Source organism: Sinomonas albida, from assembly GCF_004919045.1.
In the GTDB taxonomy this organism is placed as follows: domain Bacteria; phylum Actinomycetota; class Actinomycetes; order Actinomycetales; family Micrococcaceae; genus Sinomonas; species Sinomonas albida.
In genome coordinates, this window is the sequence record NZ_SWDW01000016.1 from 43766 (window position 1) to 63922 (window position 20157).

Annotated in this window: 20 protein-coding genes and 1 pseudogene; 6 read left to right on the forward strand and 15 right to left on the reverse strand. The window is 70.9% G+C overall.

The genetic code is table 11. The annotated features are described in order from the left end of the window. Nucleotides 1-154: 154 nt before the first annotated feature. On the forward strand, nucleotides 155-1075 hold the full coding sequence (locus tag E6A26_RS15085) for a hypothetical protein (RefSeq protein ID WP_136612028.1): 921 nt from the start codon (nucleotides 155-157) through the stop codon (nucleotides 1073-1075). Between the two features lie 86 nt (nucleotides 1076-1161). Beyond that, nucleotides 1162-2919 (forward strand): hypothetical protein, encoded by a 1758-nt coding sequence (locus E6A26_RS15090; protein WP_136612029.1) that lies wholly within the window; start codon nucleotides 1162-1164, stop codon nucleotides 2917-2919. A gap of 143 nt (nucleotides 2920-3062) precedes the next feature. On the opposite strand, the gene E6A26_RS15095 is transcribed toward E6A26_RS15090, so the two are convergent. Next, nucleotides 3063-3305: a hypothetical protein gene (locus E6A26_RS15095; protein ID WP_136612030.1), complete on the reverse strand. Its 243-nt coding sequence runs from the start codon at nucleotides 3303-3305 to the stop codon at nucleotides 3063-3065. 421 nt (nucleotides 3306-3726) lie between these two features. Here E6A26_RS15095 and E6A26_RS15100 point away from each other — a divergent pair, with 421 nt between their 5' ends. Both E6A26_RS15100 and E6A26_RS15105 read left to right on the forward strand, forming a co-directional pair. Continuing rightward, entirely contained in the window at nucleotides 3727-3939 is a 213-nt protein-coding gene (locus tag E6A26_RS15100; RefSeq protein WP_136612031.1) for a hypothetical protein, read from the forward strand. 39 nt (nucleotides 3940-3978) lie between these two features. Further along, the gene (locus E6A26_RS15105; protein WP_136612032.1) at nucleotides 3979-4275 is read left to right on the forward strand and encodes a YciI family protein; all 297 of its coding nucleotides are present in this window, start codon (nucleotides 3979-3981) and stop codon (nucleotides 4273-4275) included. Nucleotides 4276-4429: 154 nt separating this feature from the next. On the opposite strand, the gene E6A26_RS15110 is transcribed toward E6A26_RS15105, so the two are convergent. Then, nucleotides 4430-4609 carry a hypothetical protein gene (locus tag E6A26_RS15110; protein ID WP_136612033.1) on the reverse strand — a complete coding sequence of 60 codons (180 nt, stop codon included), beginning with the start codon at nucleotides 4607-4609 and terminating at the stop codon, nucleotides 4430-4432. Between the two features lie 276 nt (nucleotides 4610-4885). Here E6A26_RS15110 and E6A26_RS15115 point away from each other — a divergent pair, with 276 nt between their 5' ends. Continuing rightward, complete coding sequence (locus E6A26_RS15115; protein WP_136612034.1) at nucleotides 4886-5728, forward strand: MBL fold metallo-hydrolase; 843 nt, start codon at nucleotides 4886-4888, stop codon at nucleotides 5726-5728. 44 nt (nucleotides 5729-5772) lie between these two features. On the opposite strand, the gene E6A26_RS15120 is transcribed toward E6A26_RS15115, so the two are convergent. The 12 genes and pseudogenes from E6A26_RS15120 to flgB form a co-directional block, all read right to left on the reverse strand. Next, nucleotides 5773-6948 (reverse strand): flagellar hook protein FlgE, encoded by a 1176-nt coding sequence (locus E6A26_RS15120; RefSeq protein ID WP_136612035.1) that lies wholly within the window; start codon nucleotides 6946-6948, stop codon nucleotides 5773-5775. 33 nt (nucleotides 6949-6981) lie between these two features. Continuing rightward, complete coding sequence (locus E6A26_RS15125) at nucleotides 6982-7425, reverse strand: flagellar hook assembly protein FlgD (RefSeq protein ID WP_136612036.1); 444 nt, start codon at nucleotides 7423-7425, stop codon at nucleotides 6982-6984. Between the two features lie 12 nt (nucleotides 7426-7437). Further along, nucleotides 7438-8904 (reverse strand): flagellar hook-length control protein FliK, encoded by a 1467-nt coding sequence (locus tag E6A26_RS15130; RefSeq protein WP_136612037.1) that lies wholly within the window; start codon nucleotides 8902-8904, stop codon nucleotides 7438-7440. Further along, a complete protein-coding gene (locus tag E6A26_RS15135; RefSeq protein WP_211129178.1) occupies nucleotides 8901-9986 on the reverse strand; it encodes a C40 family peptidase in 1086 nt (361 codons plus the stop codon). Before E6A26_RS15135 ends, E6A26_RS15130 begins: the two co-directional genes overlap by 4 nt. After that, nucleotides 9983-10495, reverse strand: a complete 513-nt coding sequence (locus E6A26_RS15140; RefSeq protein ID WP_211129180.1) for a flagellar export protein FliJ — start codon at nucleotides 10493-10495, stop codon at nucleotides 9983-9985. Before E6A26_RS15140 ends, E6A26_RS15135 begins: the two co-directional genes overlap by 4 nt. Next, nucleotides 10492-11803, reverse strand: a pseudogene (locus E6A26_RS15145) (FliI/YscN family ATPase). The gene E6A26_RS15140 and the pseudogene E6A26_RS15145 overlap by 4 nt, the downstream one beginning before the upstream one ends. Then, the gene (locus tag E6A26_RS15150; RefSeq protein WP_168928758.1) at nucleotides 11800-12393 is read right to left on the reverse strand and encodes a FliH/SctL family protein; all 594 of its coding nucleotides are present in this window, start codon (nucleotides 12391-12393) and stop codon (nucleotides 11800-11802) included. Before E6A26_RS15150 ends, E6A26_RS15145 begins: the two are co-directional and overlap by 4 nt. Nucleotides 12394-12421: 28 nt before the next feature. Then, entirely contained in the window at nucleotides 12422-13471 is a 1050-nt protein-coding gene (fliG, locus tag E6A26_RS15155) for a flagellar motor switch protein FliG (protein WP_234865552.1), read from the reverse strand. Further along, entirely contained in the window at nucleotides 13468-15096 is a 1629-nt protein-coding gene (gene fliF, locus E6A26_RS15160; RefSeq protein WP_136612039.1) for a flagellar basal-body MS-ring/collar protein FliF, read from the reverse strand. Before fliF ends, fliG begins: the two co-directional genes overlap by 4 nt. Next, nucleotides 15096-15452, reverse strand: a complete 357-nt coding sequence (gene fliE / locus E6A26_RS15165) for a flagellar hook-basal body complex protein FliE (protein WP_234865554.1) — start codon at nucleotides 15450-15452, stop codon at nucleotides 15096-15098. Before fliE ends, fliF begins: the two co-directional genes overlap by 1 nt. Next, nucleotides 15449-15844: a flagellar basal body rod protein FlgC gene (locus E6A26_RS15170; protein ID WP_136612040.1), complete on the reverse strand. Its 396-nt coding sequence runs from the start codon at nucleotides 15842-15844 to the stop codon at nucleotides 15449-15451. Before E6A26_RS15170 ends, fliE begins: the two co-directional genes overlap by 4 nt. 16 nt (nucleotides 15845-15860) lie before the next feature. Continuing rightward, nucleotides 15861-16202, reverse strand: a complete 342-nt coding sequence (gene flgB, locus E6A26_RS15175) for a flagellar basal body rod protein FlgB (protein ID WP_136612041.1) — start codon at nucleotides 16200-16202, stop codon at nucleotides 15861-15863. A 181-nt stretch (nucleotides 16203-16383) separates the two neighbouring features. Here flgB and E6A26_RS15180 point away from each other — a divergent pair, with 181 nt between their 5' ends. Beyond that, complete coding sequence (locus E6A26_RS15180; protein ID WP_136612042.1) at nucleotides 16384-18105, forward strand: hypothetical protein; 1722 nt, start codon at nucleotides 16384-16386, stop codon at nucleotides 18103-18105. Between the two features lies 1 nt (nucleotide 18106). Here E6A26_RS15180 and E6A26_RS15185 read toward each other — a convergent pair whose 3' ends face one another. Beyond that, the gene (locus E6A26_RS15185; protein WP_136612043.1) at nucleotides 18107-20059 is read right to left on the reverse strand and encodes an APC family permease; all 1953 of its coding nucleotides are present in this window, start codon (nucleotides 20057-20059) and stop codon (nucleotides 18107-18109) included. Nucleotides 20060-20157: the final 98 nt, after the last annotated feature.

Sequence of the window (20157 nt, forward strand, 5' to 3'; positions counted from 1 at the left end):
TCCGAAAAGAAATTCGACGCGCCTCGCGCCTTGTGCTGATCAGTTGGCCCGGGTAAGGATAAATCGTGTTTGGGGAATAGTCGGGTGTGGTTAGCCGCACTCGAATCGGGGAATACTTCTGCGTCACAACGCAGGGGGCGCTGAAGGGGGCAGCATGCGTTATTTGCAATTCCGCGTCATTGCCTTCTTGCGTTGCGCTCTCATCGCCGCGGGCCTCGGCCTCGCATGGCTGCTGCTCTCCGGCACTGCCGCCTCTGCCTCGAGCGACCACTTCGGCACCCCGTCGACTGGTTCGGGCACAGACCCCCTCACTTCCATTTCTTCCTCCGTCGCGGCACCCGTGGCGGCCCCGATCAAGGCGACGGTCTCCGATGTCACGCCACGAGCTTCGGCGGCCGCGGCCACGATCACCGCGCCGGTCAGCAGGGCCGCCTCTGGCGTCCACCCGGCCGTGCCCCAGGTGGCTGGCACGGCCGGCACCGCGGTCCAGCAGACGACGACGGCGCTCTCCGGCGTCGTCGAATCGGCTCCGGCCGTCGTGGCACCCATACTGACGGGTCCCCTTGCGCCCGCCGCCCCCGTCGTGAACGCGACCGCTTCGAGCGCGGGAGGAGCCGTTTCGGCACTGGGCGACTCGCTCGGCACCTCGGCACCTGCTGTGGCGCCTTCGACCTCGTCCGCCCAGGCCCCTGCCTCTGCCCCGGAAGATGCTGCGGTGCCCGCGACCGGCGCGGCGGCGCCGTCGTCTGCGAGCGCTGCGACTTCGGCAGAGGTCACGCCCTGGTCGGCTCTGGCGGCGACGTCGTCAGCGACCGCCGTCGCCCACAACGCACCTCCAGTCGGCACGCCCGCGACTCCGACCGGTAACCCTGCCCCCGCGCCGCTGCCCGCTCCGCAGCCGAGCGGTGTCGGCCTAGGCGGGGACTCTGGCCCCACCGGCGCCGCGGGCAGCCACGCGGCCCTCGCCGCAGGATTCCTCTTTGTCCCCGCGCTCGAGGTGACCGGCCTTCTTCGGCCCTCGAACGAACACGTTCAGTCCTCCCCCGCGTTCGATCCGGGCTCAACTCCTGACTGACAGGGGCAAGGTCTGCCTTCACGGCGGACACGCCCCCGTCCCGCGCGCCCACTGACGCGCTCACTGTCAAGCCAGGAGAAGACATTGTGAATACCTTTGCCCGACGCGTACTGCTTGGCGCAGCCATCGCCGGAGGCCTTATGGGCCTCGGTGAGGTAGCCGCCTCAGCCGCCACCCCTCCCGTGGCCACCGTCACGGCCCCGGCCGTCCCGGCAACCGCCACCGTCGCCGACACCGCCACGCTCAACCCGGGCGGCACCACAACCGGCACGAGCACCGGCACGACCACCAGCCCGATCACCACTCCGGTCACCACCCCGGTCACCACCCCGGTCACCGGCACGAACACCGGGGCTCCGCTGGCCACCGTCACGGCCCCGGCCGTCCCGGCAACCGCCACCGTCGCCGACACGGCCACGCTCAACCCGGGCGGTACCACCACCGGCACGAGCACCGGCACGACCGCCGGCCCGGTCACTACCCCGGTCACCGGCACCACCACCGGCACTCCGCTGGCCACCGTCACGGCCCCGGCCGTCCCGGCAACCGCCACTGTCGCCAACACCGCCGCACTCAACCCGGGCACAACACCCGGCACGAGCACCGGCATCACAACCGGCGCCACCGCCAGCCCGGTCACCACCCCGGTCACCGGCACCACCACCGGCGCCCCGCTGGCCACCGTCACGGCCCCGGCCGTCCCGGCCACAGCCACCGTCGCCGACACCGCCACACTCAACCCGGGCGGCACCACCACCGGCACGAGCACGACCCCGGCCCTCAGCCCGGTCACCGGCACGACCACCGGCGCTCCGCTGGCCACCGTCACGGCCCCGGCCGTCCCGGCAACCGCCACCGTCGCCGACACCGCCACGCTCAACCCGGGCGGCACCAGCACGACCCCGGCCCTCAGCCCGGTCACCGGCACGACCACCGGCGCTCCGCTGGCCACCGTCACGGCCCCGGCCGTCCCGGCAACAGCCAACGTCGCCGACACCGCCGCGCTCAACCCGGGCGGCACCACCACCGGCACGACCGCCACCCCGGTCACCGGCACCACCACCGGCGCCCCGCTGGCCACCGTCACGGCCCCGGCCGTCCCGGCAACAGCCAACGTCGCCGACACCGCCGCGCTCAACCCGGGCGGCACCACCACCGGCACGATCACCACCCCGGTCACCGGCACCACCACCGGCGCCCCGCTGGCCACCGTCACGGCCCCGGCCGTCCCGGCAACAGCCACCGTCGCCAACACCGCCACACTCAACCCGGGCGGCACCACCACCGGCACCACCGCCAGCCCGGTCGCCGGTCCGGTCGCCGGCACGAACACCGGCTCCCCGCTGGCCACCGTCACGGCCCCGGCCGTCCCGGCCACCGCCACGGTCAGCACTCTCGCAGCACTCAACCCGACGACCAGCGCGTCCATTTCGGGCTCGCCAGTCGCGGGCTCGCCAGTGACCCCGGGTCTCCCTGGCGCCGGCACGGTTCCCGCTCCGGAGGTCAGCGTCCAGCTCAACCCCGCCACGAGTGCAGGCATCGGCGGCGCCACTGACGTGACCGGCACGGCAGGAATGGCAGGAATGGGTGGCTCGACCGACAGCACCTCCGGTTCTGACGTCGCGGGCAACAGCGCTGCTACCGCTGCGAGCGGCGCATCGGCGTCGAGCGTCGGCGTTCAGGCTAGCGGCATCCAGAACACCAGTCGCGGCCTGAACATCCAGACGGCGGCCGAGAAGCAGGGCAACAGCACTCCGCATTTCTGGGCGCTGCTCCTCATGGGTGGCCTGCTGCTCGCAGGCCTCGCGTTCTTCGCAGGCATGCGCCGTACGCGCCGCAGCTAGTTAGCACTGATGAGGGCAGGCGCGGCCGCCGTGACGGGCGCAGCTCACGCTCAGGCGCACGGCGGCCGCTGCCTCCTCATCAACCAAAGGCCTCACCCTTCACCGAAGGGCCGGCATAATTCGAGTCCCACCAGGACCCGCAGTCAGCCGAACGGCGTCATGTGGTATTTCGCCGCGGTGCTCCGGAATACACCGCAAGGCCATATCTGCCCGCAGCTGGAGCATTGACCCTCGATGAGGCTCCCGCTGGGGCTGTGAACGACCGCGAACAGCGCGTCGATCTCGGCTTCAACATTCGGAATGATTGTGTTCAGGACTACAGACCCGGCTTCTTGCGTCCGAATTCTCTTCATCAGCTCCGCCCGAAACGCAGCATCAGCCTTCATGGCTAGTCTCCTGCACCGGTACCGATGTGCCGTCCATGATGCTGTGCTCGCCCACCAGACCTCCCCATCCCGGAACTGCCGACGCGATCAAGCTTCGCCCCATTTTTTGCTCGGGACACGAGTGGCGAGTACGTGATTGAGTCCAGAGGCGCCACTCTGTGCGGAGCCCAAAGTACGCAATCTCGGCATCTCGCCGAGACCACGCGACAACCGAGCCGCGAGAGCGCATGAAAACTGCGGGGGCGCACCTCTCAACACCAGGAAACGTGCGCCCCGGCAGGAAACGTGCGCCCCCGCGACAGGGCCCGGGGCGCGCGCTTGCATAATGCGTTAGTCACTGCTAACGTATTCGGTGGGATCGGTCCTTCGAGAGCTGCTGCGCGGCCGACCTTTCGCAACAGCACGACGAGATGAGGATCAGATGACCGGCAAGCAGATGGCGTTCGACGGCAAGTGCGCGTTTGCGGTTTCCGTGGGCGCTGCCGCGAAGGCACCCGACGCAAACCCGAATTACACGGTGACCGCAAACGGCGCTACTTATGGTTTCCTCGGCATCGTGCCGAAAACGCTCTTCCAGATCATCCCGGGAAGCGCCGCTCGCGCCGACCGGGCCTGGGTCAAGGCTCAGGCCTAACTCCCAGCAGAATCAACTCACTAGGCAAGGAGCAATCAGATGGCCAAGTTCCTCGTTCTCTACCGTTCGGACGTCAGTGCTGTCGACCAGATGGCAAACGTCACCCCCGAGCAGGCCCAGGAAGGCATGAAGGCTTGGACGGATTGGTTCGGCAAGGCTGGCGAGGCTGTCATCGACGGTGGCTCCCCGCTCTCCGGCCCCGATCAGTCAGTCAGCGGCTACTCGATCCTTCAGGCCGACTCGCGTGAGGCCTTGGACTCGATTCTCGAAGGCCACCCGCACACCATGGTTGGCACGCTCGAGGTCTTCGAGTGCCTGTCGATGCCGGGCATGTAACCCAGAAGTCGAACGACGGCGGCGCCACCTGACATCAGGGGGCGCCGCCGTCGTTCTGCGCCCGTCGCGCCGGTGGGCAGAGATGCCGTGAGCTGACCCCTGCCGGCCCGGCAGAGCAACCGCCCGCTACCCCGCGGCACGCGCAGAACCGCGCCTATCCGGCGTCGGACTCATCCGCCGGGGTCTCGTCGCCCTCAGCATCTGAGACCTCGCCCTGCTGGCCGGGGTCCTTTTGGGGCGGCGCGGTCTCCTGCTCGACGGTCGGGCTGCCGTACCCGCCCTGTTCCTCGAGGCCCTCCACATCGACTTCCTCGGGCCCGCTCGCACTCGACATCGCAGTCCTCCCTTCGTCGCCGTCGACCCCGGGCCGCTCCCGGAGGCCTTCGAATCGGCTTCCACCACGACCGTAGGCAGCCGCGCGGCAGATGGCCAGAGGTCGCGGACGCCGGGGGGGCAATCAAGCCGAGGCCGACGGCGCGGGCGAGTGCCGCCGTCGTCCTTCTATCGGACGACGGCGGGGAGCCGCTTCGGCGATCCGCCCCACCCGTGCGCGTTGTCCGGAAGAATGGCCCCAGCCAGCAGCCGCAGCCGCCTGCCGAAGGGAACCGCCATGCCCGCCATTCCGACCGAACCGGAGACCATCAGCTGCGCCACGTGCGGAGTCGAATTCGGGACCGAACGCCACGCGCTGCCCGAGCTGTGTCCCATCTGCGCCGACGAGCGGCAGTATGTCCCCGCCACCGGCCAGGCCTGGATCACCCAGGCGGAGTGGGCCGCGCGGGCCGAGGTCAGCATCACCGAACTCGGCCCGGACCAGTGGGGCGTCACCGCCCAGCACGTCGGCATAGGCCAGACGATGCAGGTCGTGCGCACGCCCGCTGGCGTGCTCCTGTGGGATCCCACGGGCTTCGTCGACGCTGAGACGGCGGACTTCATCCGCTCCCTGGGTCCGATCCTGGCGATCGTCGCAAGCCACCCGCATATGTACGGCGCGCAAGTGGCCTGGTCCCGCGCCCTGGGGAACCCGCCGGTGCTGGTGAACGCGGCCGACGGCGCCTGGGTCCAGCGCCGCGACCCGGCATTGAAGGAGTGGTCGGGCACCCTCGCCTTGACCGACGGCCTGAGCCTGCACACGCTCGGCGGGCACTTCCCGGGAAGCGCGATCGCCCACTGGTCCGCCGGTGCGGGCGGCGACGGCGTTGTCCTGGCCGGCGACACAGTCATGGTGAACAGCGATCGCGAGACCGTGAGCTTCCTGCGCAGCTACCCCAACCGCATCCCGCTCTCCGGCACGGTTGTCGAGAGAATCGCGCGCGCCATGTCCAGCTTGCGCTACCAGCAGCTCTGGTCGAACTTCGGAATCGCCATCACGGAAGACGCCGATCTCAAGGTGCAGCGTTCCGCTCAGCGGCAGATCCACTGGATGCGCGGAGACTTCGACCACCTCACCTGACCAAAAGAACAAATGCCCCGCCGGAGACAGCGCTTCCCCAAGAACTAGTGCTTCAGATCCACCAGCTCCTGCAGCACCTGGTCTGACGTCGTGATGATGCGCGCGTTCGCCTGGAAGCCGCGCTGCGCGACGATGAGGTTTGTGAACTCCTGCGAGAGGTCCACGTTCGACATCTCCAAGGCCCCGCCCGCAAGCGAGCCGAATCCGGGGTCCCCAGCCTGCCCGATCTGAGGGGTGCCCGAGTTCGCCGTGGTCGTGTAGTCGGAGTCGCCGGTCTTCTCGAGGCCCGCGGGGTTCGTGAACTTCGCGAGGGCGATCCGGCCCACGGTCTGCTTGAGGCCGTTGCTGAACGCCCCCACGAGCGAGCCGTCGCCGCCGAGGGTGAAGGATTCGAGCGTTCCGGCGGCGGAGCCGTTCTGACCCGTGGCCGCGACGGTCGTCATGCCTGCGTAGCCCGTGACCGTGCCGAGGTCCACGGTGATCCCGCCCACCGCGAGCGAGCCCCCGGACGCGAGCTTCCCGTTCGTGAACGTGAGCGAACCCGCGCCCGCGGCCCCGTTGGCGTCGGCGGCGGAGACGTCCCAGCCGGACGACGAGCGGGTGAACGTGAGCGCGAGGTTGCGCGGCACGCCGTTGGCGTCGAAGACGCGCAGATCCCGCTCGAGCGCGGTCCCCGAGGCTGCGTCCGAGGGCAGGTTGCCGTCGACCGTCGCCGTGGTCGTTGCGACGGCGGCGATCGTCGCCGTCGGCGAAAGCGTGATGTTCCCAACCGGCGAGCCCGTGTTGATGACCCCCGCAGCGTCCGCGGTCCAGCCTTGGAGGAGGCCGCCGTCGGGCGCTACGAGCCGCCCGGAGGCGTCGAACCCGAAGGAGCCCGCGCGGGTGTAGAGCTGCTGCCCGCCGCGGCTCGTGATGAAGAAGCCGTCGCCGGAGATCATCATGTCCGTGGCCTTGCCCGTGGACTGTGCCGAACCCTGGTTGAAGTTCGTGGTGACGGCCGCGACCTTGACCCCGAGACCGATCTGGGCCGGGTTTGTCCCGCCCGTTGTGGCCTGCGGTCCGGAGGCGCCCTGGGTCAGCTGCGAGAGCGTGTCCTCGAACTCGGTCGACGACCCCTTGAAGCCCACCGTGTTGACGTTGGCGATGTTGTTGCCCGTGACGTCGAGCATGGTCTGGTGGGCGCGCAGGCCGGAGATGCCTGAATAGAGCGAGCGGAGCATGGCACTGCCTTTCGGGTTGTGGGGTTCGGAGGGTCAGCCGGTGATTCCGGTGATCGAATTGAGCGGGACGGAGGCGCCGCCTACGGTGACGGTCGGCGTCGTGCCGTTGTAGGCGACGGAGCTCGCGGTGCCGCTGGCGGCGGTGCCGTCGGCGGCGAGATAGGTGACGGCCTTGCCGATGAGCGCGGCCGCGGCGGAGCGCTGCTGGACGCTGAGCCCGGAGGTTGTGTCCGACGCGAGCTGTGTGAGCTTCTCCATCATGGCCAGCTGCGTGGTCTGGCTGATCATCGCGTTCGTGTCCATGGGCGAGCTCGGGTCCTGGTTCTTGAGCTGCGTGACGAGCAGGTCCATGAAGACGCTCGAGTCCATGGTCTGCTGGGGTGCGCGCGTGGGTGTCGCGGAGGTCAGGCTCGTCGTGCCGACGGGACTGCTCGCGGCCGTCCCACCGACCGGGCTGCTGACGGGACCAATTGTCATAGTTCTGGGCTCCTAGGCGAGGATGTCGAGGCTTGTGTCGATGCCGGACCGGGCGGGCGGGGCCGCGCGGGAAGGCCGCGCGCCGTCGACGCGCGGCGTGCGGGCCGAGCGGGCGCCGTCGCGGCCCCGGTCGGACCGGCCGCCGTCGGACCGACCGCTGGGGTCTCCGCCGTCGCCCCGCCCGCCGTGGGACTGCGGGGCGCTGCGGCCTGAGAGGTCCAAAGTTGCCCCCAGCCCGGTGCCGGCGAGGTCCCGCCGGAGGTCCGGAAGCACCGCCTGCACGGCGGCGCGCCCCGCGTCCGACGGCGCAAAGAGCTCCAACCGCACGCCGTCCGCGCCGATGTGCGCCTGAACCGTCACGGGCCCGAGGTTCTCCGGCGTCACCCGGAGCGTCAGGACGTGTTCCCCCGGCGCCAAGGTGGCGAGGCCCGCGAGCGGGCGCGCGAATTGCGCGGCGAATCCCGGCGGCGCGGGCGTGGGCCCGGTGGCGGGCTGCGCGGCCGACGGCTGCGCCATGGAGGCCTGCCCGGGAGCGGCCAGCTCGGAACGGACGACGGCGGCGGCCGCGGCCGTCCCCGCCGAACCGGGCACCCCGGTCGCCTCGCCCAGCGCATGGCCGGGCCGCGCGCCGACCGGCCTGGTGCCGGCCTCCGGCCCGAACGCCGGCGAGGGCAGGGAAGGCGATCCGGCCACGGCGTACGACGGCGACCGCGCACCTTCCGCGACTCCCGCCACGGCTGAGCCCGGCGCACCTGGGTCCGGCGCGGCTGAGTCTGGCGTGCCCGTGCGGCGCGCAGCCCGGTTCGGCCCGGCGACATTCTGCATTGCCCCGTTCGGCCCAGCCCCATTCGGCACACTCGAAGTCTGCACCGCCGAGCCCTGCACCGCGGCCCCGAACGCCGCAGCCACGGGCTGCGCGGAGACAGCACCCGGGAGCCCACCCCCCAGCGGCGGGCTCCCGAGAGTCGAGGGGGCGGACGGCATCGCGCCCGCCCGAAGGGGCGGCTCGGGCAGCGCATCGCCCGTGGCCGCAGCGGACGCCGCAGGAGAAATCGCCCCCGGAAGAAGACCCGCTCCCGAGGCCGCGAGAGCGGCGAACGTCGCGGCGGCCCCGGTCCCGTCGACCGCGATCCCTGCGCCCTGAGACCCGGCCGTCACCGAATCCTGCCCGCCTGCGTCGCCGGGCTTGGAGCCCGCACGGCGAACCCCGCCGTCGTTGGCCCGGGCCAAGAGCTCGGCCTGGCCAGCCTGCGCGAGCCGGGAAGGCGAGGACGGCGCCGTCGGCGCTGCAGGGGCGTCGCCGTCGTTCTCACGCGCCCCGGCCTGCGCCCCTCGCCCGGGCTGCAGCGCTGCAAGCGCCGCCGCGAACAGCCCGACCCCGGCGGACGCGTCCGCCGCCCCTCCAGCACGCCCAGAACTCGACGACGCGGCGCCGGACATCGCGGACCCGGAGGCCGCCCCCGCGAGCGCCCCGCTCACGCCGACCCGCCTTGCGAGAGCGCGGCGACGATCTGGCGAGCCTTGGGCTCCCACTTCGCGTACGCGTCGGGGTGTGCGGAGCCTTGGACCGCTTGGTCGGCGGAGGAGACGGACAGGCTCTGCCAGGCGGGGATGGCGGTGAGCCGGTTGAGGAACATGTCGGTCGACTTCACGGGGTTCATGGCGTCCGCCGCAGTGCCCCACGAGAACTGGCTCCCGTTGACCTGCTGCTGGAAGAGGCCCACGGAATACCCGTCGGTGCCCACGGCCGACCGGTCCGGGGTGAGCGCCTGCGAGCCCGAGACCTTCGGGTTCCAGTACATGCGCAGCGAGGACTCCTGGAGCGCGGTGGAGATCGCGTCAACGGCCGCCTGGTCCGGAAGGCCGCGGGCCCGGACCTCCCCGACAATCGCGCGGGCGTAGCCGAGCTGCGTCGCGTCGAGCGGCGCGGTCCCGGCAGGCGAAGCGAGCCCGGCGCCCGAGGCGGTCGCCTCCGGCACGATCCGTCGGATCCCCGTGAGATGGCCGTACTTCTCCCACGCGTCTCGGACCTGGACGGTCTTTCCCGGCTCGGGCGCGTCGATGGCCTTGCCATCGCCGAGGTAGATGGCCACATGCTCGCCGCCGAAGCTCACGAGCAGGTCCCCCGGCTTCGCGTCGGCGAGCGAGGCAACGGGCGTCCCCTGCGTCATCTGATCACGGACGACGCGCGGGAGCGAGACCCCCAGGTCCTGGTAGACCCGCTGGACGAACCCCGAGCAGTCCAGTCCTGTGCTGGGATCCGTGCCGCCCCACACGTAGGGCACGCCCACATACTTCTGCGCGTCCGCGGCGATCTGCCCGCCAGTCGGTGTGCCGGACGGGCTGTCGGGCGAGCCGATGCCGGCCGGATCGCTGGCGGCGGTCGTCGCGAGCATCTGACCGAACAGGCCCGCTCTGGCCGTAGCGCTCGCCCGCGCAGCGGAGCCGGGTTCCGATGCCCCGGCCACCGCCGACGCGGCGCGCAGTCCGCCCGACGGATCGAACCGGGTCAGCGTGGACTGGATCTCCTGGACCCGCCCCATGGCGTCGGTGATGCTCACGGGCCCACCGCCCGCGACCCGCTGGCCTGCTGCACGCTGGCCTGCTGCACGCTGGCTTGCTGCCCGGCCTGCTGCCCCACGGTCTGGGGGCGCCGGGAGGCCCCGCCCGCCGCGGTGCCCAGCTCGTCGAGGACGCCCTGCTCCGCGGCGAGCTCGGCCGCCGCGACGGCCTCGGAGTGCCGGGCCTCGAGCTTCTCGAGGCCGATCGTCCGGGCGCGGGCGGCGGCGAACTCGACCTGGGCATCCTCACGCTCGGATGCGGCGAGCTCGCTGAGCGCGCGCAGGTCGGCGAGCATGCTCATCGACGAGGCACGCGCGGCGGCCACGGCCCGGAGCGCGGCGGAGCTGTCGACCTCGGACGTGATGCCGTCGGCCTGCTCGCGTGCGGCCTCCTCACGGCCCGCGAGCGCGCGGAAACGCGCATTCACGGCACCGAAGCGCGCGGCGGCCTGGTCCTGCTCGAGCTGGCGCAGCCGGAGCAGGCCGGCGAGGGGGAACTGGCGGCTCATCGGGCACCTCCGAGAATCGTGGTGAGCCGCGCGAGCTGGGCCCACGCGACGTCGAGCGGCGTCTGGTCGTCGAGGTGCTGGGAGAGGAACGCGTCGATCTCGCCACGGTGGTCGAGGGCCGCGTCCACGAGCGGATTGCTGCCGCGCTGGTACGCCCCCACATCGATGAGGTCTTGGGCGGCCTTCCGAGCCGCGAGCACGCGTCGCAGGCTGGCGGCCCACTCGGTGCGCTCGCGCGGATTGACCTTCGATGCGACGCGCGAGACGGAGCCGAGCACGTCGATCGGCGGGTAGTGGCCCATGACCGCGAGCTTCCTGTCGAGGACCACGTGACCGTCGAGGATCGAGCGGGCAGCATCGGCGACCGGCTCGTTGTGGTCGTCGCCGTCGACGAGGACGGTGTAGATGCCCGTCACGGAGCCGGCTTCCGCGGTCCCCGCGCGCTCGAGGAGCCGCGCGAGCAGGGCAAAGGTCGACGGCGGGTAGCCGCGCGTGGCGGGCGGCTCGCCTGCCGAGAGCCCGATCTCGCGCTGGGCCATGGCCACACGCGTGAGGGAATCCATCATGAGCAGCACGTGGGCGCCGCGGTCGCGGAACGACTCTGCGATCCGCGTCGCGGTGAACGCCGCGCGGAGGCGCATGAGCGCGGGCTCGTCCGAGGTCGAGACCACGACAATCGAGCGGGCTAGGCCCTCGGGGCCCAGATCGTCGTCGAGGAACTCCCGGACCTCGCGGCCGCGCTCGCCCACGAGCGCGATCACGGAGACCTCAGCCTCGGTCCCTCGGGCGACCATGGACAGGAGCGAGGACTTCCCCACACCCGAACCTGCGAACAGGCCGAGGCGCTGGCCGCGGCCCACGGTCGTGAGGGTGTCGAGGGCGCGAACTCCGGTCTGCAGGGGCGTGTCGATGCGGGCGCGGTTCATCGCGGGCGGCACGTCGTGGTCGAGCGGCACCCGCTCAGCGGCTGCAATCGGTCCGCGGCCATCGATCGGGCGCCCCAGCCCGTCGACGACTCGGCCGAACAGCCCGGCGCCGGTCGGGACGCGGAGCCCCCCCGCGCCGGGCGCGCACCGCATTGCCCGCACGGATCCCGGCCAGCCGCCCCAGCGGCATGCACGTGAGGACGCCCCGCGCCGAGGCGACGACCTCCGCCTCGGTGACGGCGCCGTCGTCGTTCGTCACGGCCACGAGGTCTCCGACGGCGGACGCGAGCCCGTCGACTTCGAGCCCGAGCCCCAGGACCGCGGTGACCACCCCGGCGCGCTCGGGGGCGGCAGCATCGAGAGCGGCGGCCAAACCCCTCATGCGCCCTCCCCCGCAAGCTCCGCCGCGGCGCGGGCCAGCGCGGTCCCGATCCGAGCGTCAAGCTCGCCATCGGGGTAGACACTTACGGCATCCCCGCGCCCCAGGGCTGGGTCCGGCACGAGGACGACGGCGGCCGGGCCCGGGAGGGGACCAGCCGCGGCTTCGAGCAGCGCGAGGTCCGCGGGATGGAGCCGCACGGCGACGACCGCGTCGGCGTCGGGCGCGGAGAGCGCCCGCTCGAGCGCGGCCCGCGCCGCGGTGGGGGCGTCCGAGAGCTCGCGGCCGATGACGGCCTCGGCGAGCGCGAGGGCCGCGGCGGAGAGCTGGGCGTCCGCCTCCTCGAGGACGGGCGCGGTGCGCCCGGCGAGCGCGCGGGCGGCTTCGTCGAGGACCGCGAGGGCCCCGCGGAGCTGAACCCGGCTGCGCTCGAGTTCCTCGGCGTGCTGGGCATCGAGCTGCTCGCGGCGCGCCGCGAGCTCGGCCTCGGCGCGCCGGAGGCCCGCCGCGTAGCCGGCGGCGTGGCCGCGCGTGAAGCCCTCTGCCTCCCCGGACGGGCTGAGCGCCGGGTAGACGACAGGCCTGGCAGTCACCGCATCAGGAGCGGTCCAGAGGGAAGCGTCAGTAGACAAGGTCGTCCTCCTCGCCGCGGCGCACCGTGATCGCGCCGCTCGCCTCGAGCTCGCGGATGGCGCGGACGATCGAGGCTCGGGCCTCCTGCACCTCGGACGCGCGGACCGGGCCCACGGCGGCGATCTCGGACTGGAGGATCTCGCGGTTGCGATCCGAGACGTTGCCGTTGATGGCGTCGAGGACAGGCTGGGCGGCGCCCTTCATGGCGCGCGCGAGCACGCCCGCGTCGATCCCGCGCAGGATCTGCTGGACGTCCCGCCGCTCGAGCTTGACGATGTCCGCGAACGTGAGCATCTTCGAGCGGACCTCCTCGGCGAGCTCTGGATCGCGCTCGTGGAGTCCGTCGAGCACGGCCCGCTCGGTCGAGATGTCCGAGCGGTTGATGATGTCCACGAGCGGCTGCACGCCGCCGATCACCTCCACCTGCCTGCGGCCTGGCCCGAGCGCGGCACCCGTCCGCGCCTTGAGGCTCTCGGCGACGATGCTCACGGCCTCGGGCGTGGCCGAGCCCATCGTGGCGAGCGCGTGGGCCACATCGATGGCCTGGGCGCCGCCCAGGCCGGCCATGACGTCGGACGCCTTGTCGGGGCGCAGGTGCGCGAGGACCAGCGCAATGGTCTCGGGAAGCTCGCCGTCGAGGAGCGTCAGGAGTTGGGACGCGTCCACGCTGTCGAGGAACTCGAACGACTTCCCGGCCATCGTCGAGGCGAGCCTGTCCAGGACTCCGGCCGCGCGGTCCGGGCCGAACGACGATTCGAGCAGCCCTGCGGCGAGGTCCCGGCCGCCGCGGGTGGTCCGCCGGCCCGAGACCGCGATCTCGTGGAACTCCGCGATGACCTGCTCCGACACCGCCGCGTCGACACGGCTCAGGCGCACGATCTCCGCGGCGATGTCCTCCGCCTCTGACTCGCTGAAGTGGCCCATGACCTTCGCCGCGTTCTCGGGGGTCATCTGCATGAGCACGATCGCGACCTTCTGCGTCCCGGTGAGCTGGGGCATCGCGGCGAGCTGGACTGTCCCGGCAGGCTGCGGGGTCATACGCGCTGCCTCTCATCCATGAGGCCGCGAAGGAACTCCGCCGTCTTCTGCGGCTCGATCGCGCCGAGGCGGTCCACCTGGGCGCGGCGGCGCTCGGCGTCGAGCACGTCGGCGCCCGGGTCCGGAAGCGCGGGAAGCGGCTCCGGCATCGGAAGCGCAACAGTGGCGGGGGCCTCGAGGATCGCGGGCACCTCGACGTCGTCGAACACGATGTCACCGCCCAAGTCGAGCGGCTCGCGCACCACCATCCGTCGCGAGCGGACCCAGAGGAGCACCGCGACGAGGAGGATCGCAAGCAGCGCGATGCCAGCCCACATGATGTTGGTCCACATCTGCGCCTGAGCCTTCGCGGCGTCGTCCGCCTGCTGCTGCGCGAGCGCCGCCTTCGCCTGATCCGCCGCCGCCGTGCTGAAGGGCACCACCTGCATCGACAGGACGTCACCGCGCGCCGAGTTGATGCCCGCCGCGGCGGAGACGAGCGCGTTGAGGTTCTGGACGTTGAGCCCGTTCGACGCGGCCTGGTTGATCGCGACGGACACCGACTGGCGCTTGAGCGTCCCGGCCGGGATCGTGCGGTCCTCGGTGACCTTGTTGACGGCGTTGTCCTGCGTGTTGGTCGTCGAATCGTAGTTGCCGTTGCCGGACGGCGAGCTCGTGCTCGTCCCCGACGGAACCGCAATGTTGTCGGGCCCCAGAACCCCGGAGGTGCCCGCGCCGCCGGTGCCCGCGTACTTCTCCGTCTTGGTCGACTGGCTCAGCGGAGCCGCGTCCTTGTTGCTCGAGAAGGTCTCCGACTTCTGCTGGGCGGACTGCTGGTCCACCTCGGGAATCACGGCGACCGTCGCGTTCCCCGGCCCGAGCACCCGGTCGAGCACTGCCTGGACCGCGGCCTGGGTGCGCTGTTGGTAGTCCGTGGCCAGCTTCGAGCCGTTGCCGGAGGTGCCTGCCCCGCCCGCCCCTGCGGCGGAGAGCACGTTGCCCTGCGAGTCCACCACAGAGACGTTCGCCGGCTTGAGCCCCTGGACGGCAGCCGAGGTCAGATGGACGATCGCGTCCACCTTGTCGCTCGAGAGCGCCTGGCCGGGCTGCGTCTGGACGAAGACCGAGGCGGTGGGGTCGGCTTGCTGCGACGTGAAGACCGTCTGCGCCGGGATCGCGAGCTGGACCGACGCGGTCTTCACGCCGTCGAGGTGGGAGATGGTGGTGCCGAGCTCCCCTTCGATGGCCCGCTTGTACGTGACGTTCTGCTGGAACTCCGAGGACGTCACGCCCATCTTGTCGAGCAGCGAATACCCCGTCGCCGGGGCGGCCGGGAGGCCCGCCGACGCCGCCTTGAGCCGCTCGTCGTAGACCTTCTCCTGCGGAACGAGGACCGTCGAACCGCCGTCCGCGAGCTGGTACGGGACGTTGTCCTTGCCGAGCTGCTGCACGACGGCGCTCGCGTCCGTGCTCTGGAGACCCGTGAAGAGCGGGGCGTAGCTCGGCTTCGTGAGCCACGAGAAGAGCGCGGCGCCGCCCAGCACGAGAACGGCAAGGCCGATGATCGCGACCGTGCGCTGGCCCGCAGTGAAGCCCTTGACCGTCGCGCCGAGGCGCCTAGCGTACGCGGTGATGAACGGCGGCATCAGCCCTGCATCCTCATGATCTCGTTGAAGGCGTCAACCGCCTTGTTGCGCACGGTCGAGGCGAGCTCGAGCGTGACCTGGGCGCGGGTCGCGGCGATCGTCGCGTTGTGGATGTCGTCGAGGTTGCCGGTCACCGCTTGGACCGCAAGCTGGTTCGACGTCGACTGGAGCTGCTGGAGATTGTCGACGGCGCCCGCCAGGCTCGCGGCGAAGTCGCCGCTGGGCGCCTGGGCGCCCGCCGTCGTCGTCTGTTGAATGGCGGGGGTCGCGGCGGGCCCGACCACAGCGCTGGGCATAGCGCCGGCCATCGCGCTGGTCAGGGAGGAGCTGATCGGGCCGAGGGGTGCGAGGCTCATGAGGACTTCCCGATCTGGAGGGCGGCTTCGTAGATGTCGCGCGCCCGGTCCACGACCTGCGCGTTGGCCTGGTAGCCACGCTGGGCCATGATGAGCGCGCCCATCTGTTCGTTGAGGTCGATGTCCGGGTAGCGGACGTACCCGTCCTTGTCCGCGAGCGGACTGTCCGGCTGGTAGACGAGCCTGCCCGTCGCGTCGCCCTGCGGCGTGCCCGCGACGTAGACCCCGGAGTCGCCGGGGCCCGCCTGCACCTCGACGTAGCGGGCCTGGAACGCCGGGCCGCTCGTCGGCGTGGCCGTGTTGACGTTCGCGAGGTTGTCCGAGATGGCATCGAGCCATTTGCGGTGCACCGTGAGCGCGGTGCCGGCGATCCCGATCGCATCGAAGGTCATTCGGCACTCCTCGTCATCAGGCAGTCCTCATCGCCGTGCGCATGCCGGTGAACTCGGCACTGACGGCCTGCGACGCGAACTGGTACCGCAGGACGGTGTCGACGTTGGAGAGCGTCTCGGTGTCGAGGTTGACGTTGTTGCCGTCCAGGCGCGTGGGCTCCTGAGAGAGTTCCGTCGTCGCGTCGACGTTGCCGCTGCCCGCCTGTACTGACGCCGCGAGAGCCGACTCGAACTGCACTCGCTTGGCGTGATAGCCCGGGGTGTTGACGTTGGCGATGTTGTCCGCAATGGCCTGCTGACGGAGCGAGAGTCCGTTCAGGGCGCTCGTGAGCGCGGCAGAGGTCACGGAATCGAGCACACAATCCTGCCTGGGTCGGGAGTGGCTGGCCGATCCATGGCCAGGTCATGACGAGCAGTCCGTGCTCAGAGGCAACTATCGGCAGCGCTCCGGGGCGCGTAAGCGCAGCTTCCGCAGAGGAAGACCCAAGGATTGGGCGAAAACCGCCCCGCCGTCGCCCTTCTCTTGGAACGATCGCAGGGTGATCGATTCTGCTCTGCTGGTCGACCCAGCACCACGGCTCGGGCCGGCTCCCACTCTCGCGGGCGCCCAGCCCGCACTGACCGCCCAGCCCGCCCCGGACTCCCGACGGCGGGCTCCGAGGCGTGCGTGGATGCTCGAGTCGGTGGGCGTCGCGATTGCGGTGACCCTCGCACTCCTGGCCGTGTGGCACATCGACGCCACGGACCGGTCGTGGATGCTCTACTACGACGGCGACACGGTGCTGCCCGCCATTGTGCGCGGCTCAGTGCTCTCCGGCCAGCAGCAGGACTGGGCTCTCTCCGCGGTCCTGTTCCTCCCGGAAATGGGCATGTACTACGCCCTGGCCGCGCTCGGGCTCGGAGTCAAGGGCACGTTCGCGCTCAGCGCCGTCGTCAACCTCGTCCTCTTCTACGGCGCCCTCAGATTCCTGAGCGGAATGGTGCAGCAGGACCTCCCGCGCGCCCGTCGCGTCGCAGGTGCGCTCATCGCCTTCGCCGCCATGATGGCCCTGACGTTCCTCGAGCAAGCGCCGGAGCACGAAAGCTTCGAGTTCGCCTCGCTGCTCGCGACCACCACGTACTACAGCGTCACCATCCTCGCGGCGGTCGCGACGACGGGCATGGCCGCACGGCTCGCCGCCGCCCCCGCCGCGAGCCGCCGGAGGTGGGTCGAGCTGACGCTCCTTGGGGTGAGCGCGCTGTCGACGCTGACCAATCCGCTCTATGTCGCGTGGGAGGTAGCCCCACTCGCCGTCGTGTTCGCCCTCATGGCGTGGCGGCGCGCCCTGAGCTGGCGCCGGATCGCGCGCATCGGCTGCGTTCTGGCGGTGGGCATCGGCGCCGGGCTGGCCGCCCGGATCCCGTTCGAGCCCCTCATCCTCAAGGACGGACCCGCCTACGCGAACTTCGGGCTCACCAGGGTGATGGCCATCTACTACCCGGAGATGCTGGCCGAGCGCACCTCGACTCTCACGGGAGCTGTGTCGCTGACCTTCATCGTCGCGCTCATCCTCGTCGCGGCGATCGTGTTCCGCAGGTCCCTCGCGGCTCGGGACACTGTCGCGGCCGTGGTCAGCGGCGTGGGGTGGGTTACTCCCCTCGCCATCTTTGCCGGGACGATCATCCTCGGCCTCTACGGCACGCGGTATCTCCAGCCGATGTTCTTCGACCCCATCTGCCTTCTCGTCCTCGCGCCGCGGCTGTTCCGCTCGGGCCAGGCTGCCGACTGGCTCGGCCACCGGCTCGCCGCCCGCGCTGCCATCGCCAAGGCTCGCATCGCTCGGGCCAGGCGGGCGCTCCTCGCGGGCGCCGCCGTCGCAGCCCTCGGCGCCTCCGCCGCCGCGACTGGCACCTTGGTGAGCTCGGGCGCCGTCGTCAATCCGGACATCGTGTGCGTCGACGCGTGGATCACGGCGAGCCACCAGACCGGCGCTGGCGACTTCTGGGCCATCCGCGGGCCCAAGGCCTATCTGGCCGACCCGTCGCAGCTCATCCAGGTGGATGGCTCCTTCTATGCCTACCCGTGGCTCACCGACCGCGTCGACTATGCGCGCCCCAACGTGTCGTTCGTCCTGATGGACACGGCCAAGCCGGCTCTGACGCTGCCGGCCGAGGCGCAGACGGCGCCGTCCAGCACGGTGCGCTGCGGCCGCTACACGATCACGGACTTCGGCGGCCCCGTCCTCCCGATCGGGCCGATCGCGCCGTACCTGACGTCCTGACCTACCCCACGTGAACCCACGGGCGCTCCGTGATCTCTGGGACCGCCTGGCGTAGCACCTCGCGCGTCACGGGGGCGATCTCGCCCTCCCCGAAGAAGATGAAGCGCAGCAGATTCCGCACCGGATTGCCCTCCGTCCAGCGGAAGTAGACGTGTGGCATGAGGCCTGAAACGTCTCTGATGTGCAGCAGGACGGACGCAATCGTGTTCGGGATCACCGGCCCGTGGACCTCGAGCACGCGATGGCCGTGACGCATGATCCCGTGGACCTCGAGGGCCGTTTCGAAATCCGACGAGTCGTCGAGGAACACTTCGAGGAAGACGACGTTCTCCCCCGGCGCCAGATGGCTCGACTCCCGAATGGACTCCAGCTTCTCGCGGTAGGCCTCGCCTGAGAGCCTCACGGGCTCGTGGGCGATGACGTGGAGCGGCTGCCCGTCCGGCGATTCGAGGAACTCGCGGGCCCTCTCGTCGAACTGGATGCTCGTGGCGTGCAGCTCGAACGATCGCTTGGCGCGCGAGACGAGTGAGATGACCACGATCGCCCCGATGAAGATGGCCGCGATTTCGAGGCCTTCCGGGCGCTCCACCATGTTCGTCAGAGTCGTGTAGACGAAGGCCACGGCGATGATCCCGAACCCGACTGCAGCCCGGCGTTGCCGGCGGCTCCGCGCGGAAAGCGTCACCGCCACAGCGGCGGACGTCATGAGCACGAGCACGCCGGTCGCGTACGCCCCACCCTGAGCGTCGACGTTCGCCGAGAAGACCAGCGTGACGAGGAACCCGATGCCGGTGAACACGAGCACGAGCGGCCGCATCGCCTTGGTCCACTGCGGCGCCATCCCGTAGCGCGGCAGGTAGCGCGGAACGAGGTTCAGAAGCCCCGCCATGGCCGAGGCCCCGGCAAACCAGAGGATGGCGATCGTGCTGAGGTCGTAGACGGTGCCGAAGCCCACCCCGAGATACTCGTGGGCCTGCAGCGCGAGGGCACGCCCGTCCGCCGGCCCGCCGGGCTGGAAGTCCTGCTGGGGAATCAGGATCACGGTCGTGAAGCTCGTCGTGAGCAGGAACGAGCTCATGATCACGGCGGCGCCCGTCAGCAGGCGCTTCGTGCCCCTGATCCGTCCGGCCGGATTCTCCTCCGTGTCGCTCGCGTCGCCGCGGATCTGCGGCATGACCGCGACTCCGGTCTCGAAGCCGGACATGCCCAGAGCCAGCTTGGGGAACACCAGGAGCGCTACGGCGAGCATGAGGAGCGGATTGCCTTGCGAGGTGACCGCCGCCTTCCACCAGTCGGACACCTGAATCGGATGCGAGAACACCTCGCCCAGCGTCACGACCACAAGGACGGCGTTGAGGCTCAGATACAGCCCCACGAGCACCACGGCGACGCCGATCGCCTCCCTGAACCCCCGTAGGAACACGGCCCCGAGCAGCGCGAGCAGGAACAGGGTGACGCCGACATTCTGGCCCTGCAGCCACCCGGGCACGAGCGGGTTCGCGATGAGGTGGGCCGCGGCGTCTGCGGCGGACAGGGTCATGGTGATCACGAAGTCGGTCGCCGCGAAGCCGATGAGCGCCAGCACGAAGAACTTGCCGCCCCAGCGCGACAGGAGCCGCTCGAGCATCGCGATCGAACCCGAGCCGCTGTGGCTCTCGACCGAAACCCTCCGATAGACCGGGAGCGCGCCGAAAAGCATGACGATGACGAGCAGCACCGTGGCCAGCGGCGAGAGGACGCCTGCCGCGACGGCGGCGATCGCCGGCGCGTAGCCGAGCGACGAGAAGAGGTCGACGCCGGTCAGGCACATCACCTGCCACCACGAGTGCTTCTTCTCGTGTGCGCGGGGAATGGCGTGCGGCCCCTGGTGCAGCGCCTGGGTCTGATGCAGATCGTGGAGCAGCCAACTCCTGAAGGAGCCGGACGTCACCCGTGGTTGGCTCAACGCTGTCATGACAAGCCCTCCGCAGTCTGCCGTGCCGGTCACCGCACTGGTCGTCCCAGTCGAGGTGACGGTAGCACCGGCCGCGCGAGCGGGCAGCGGGATTTACG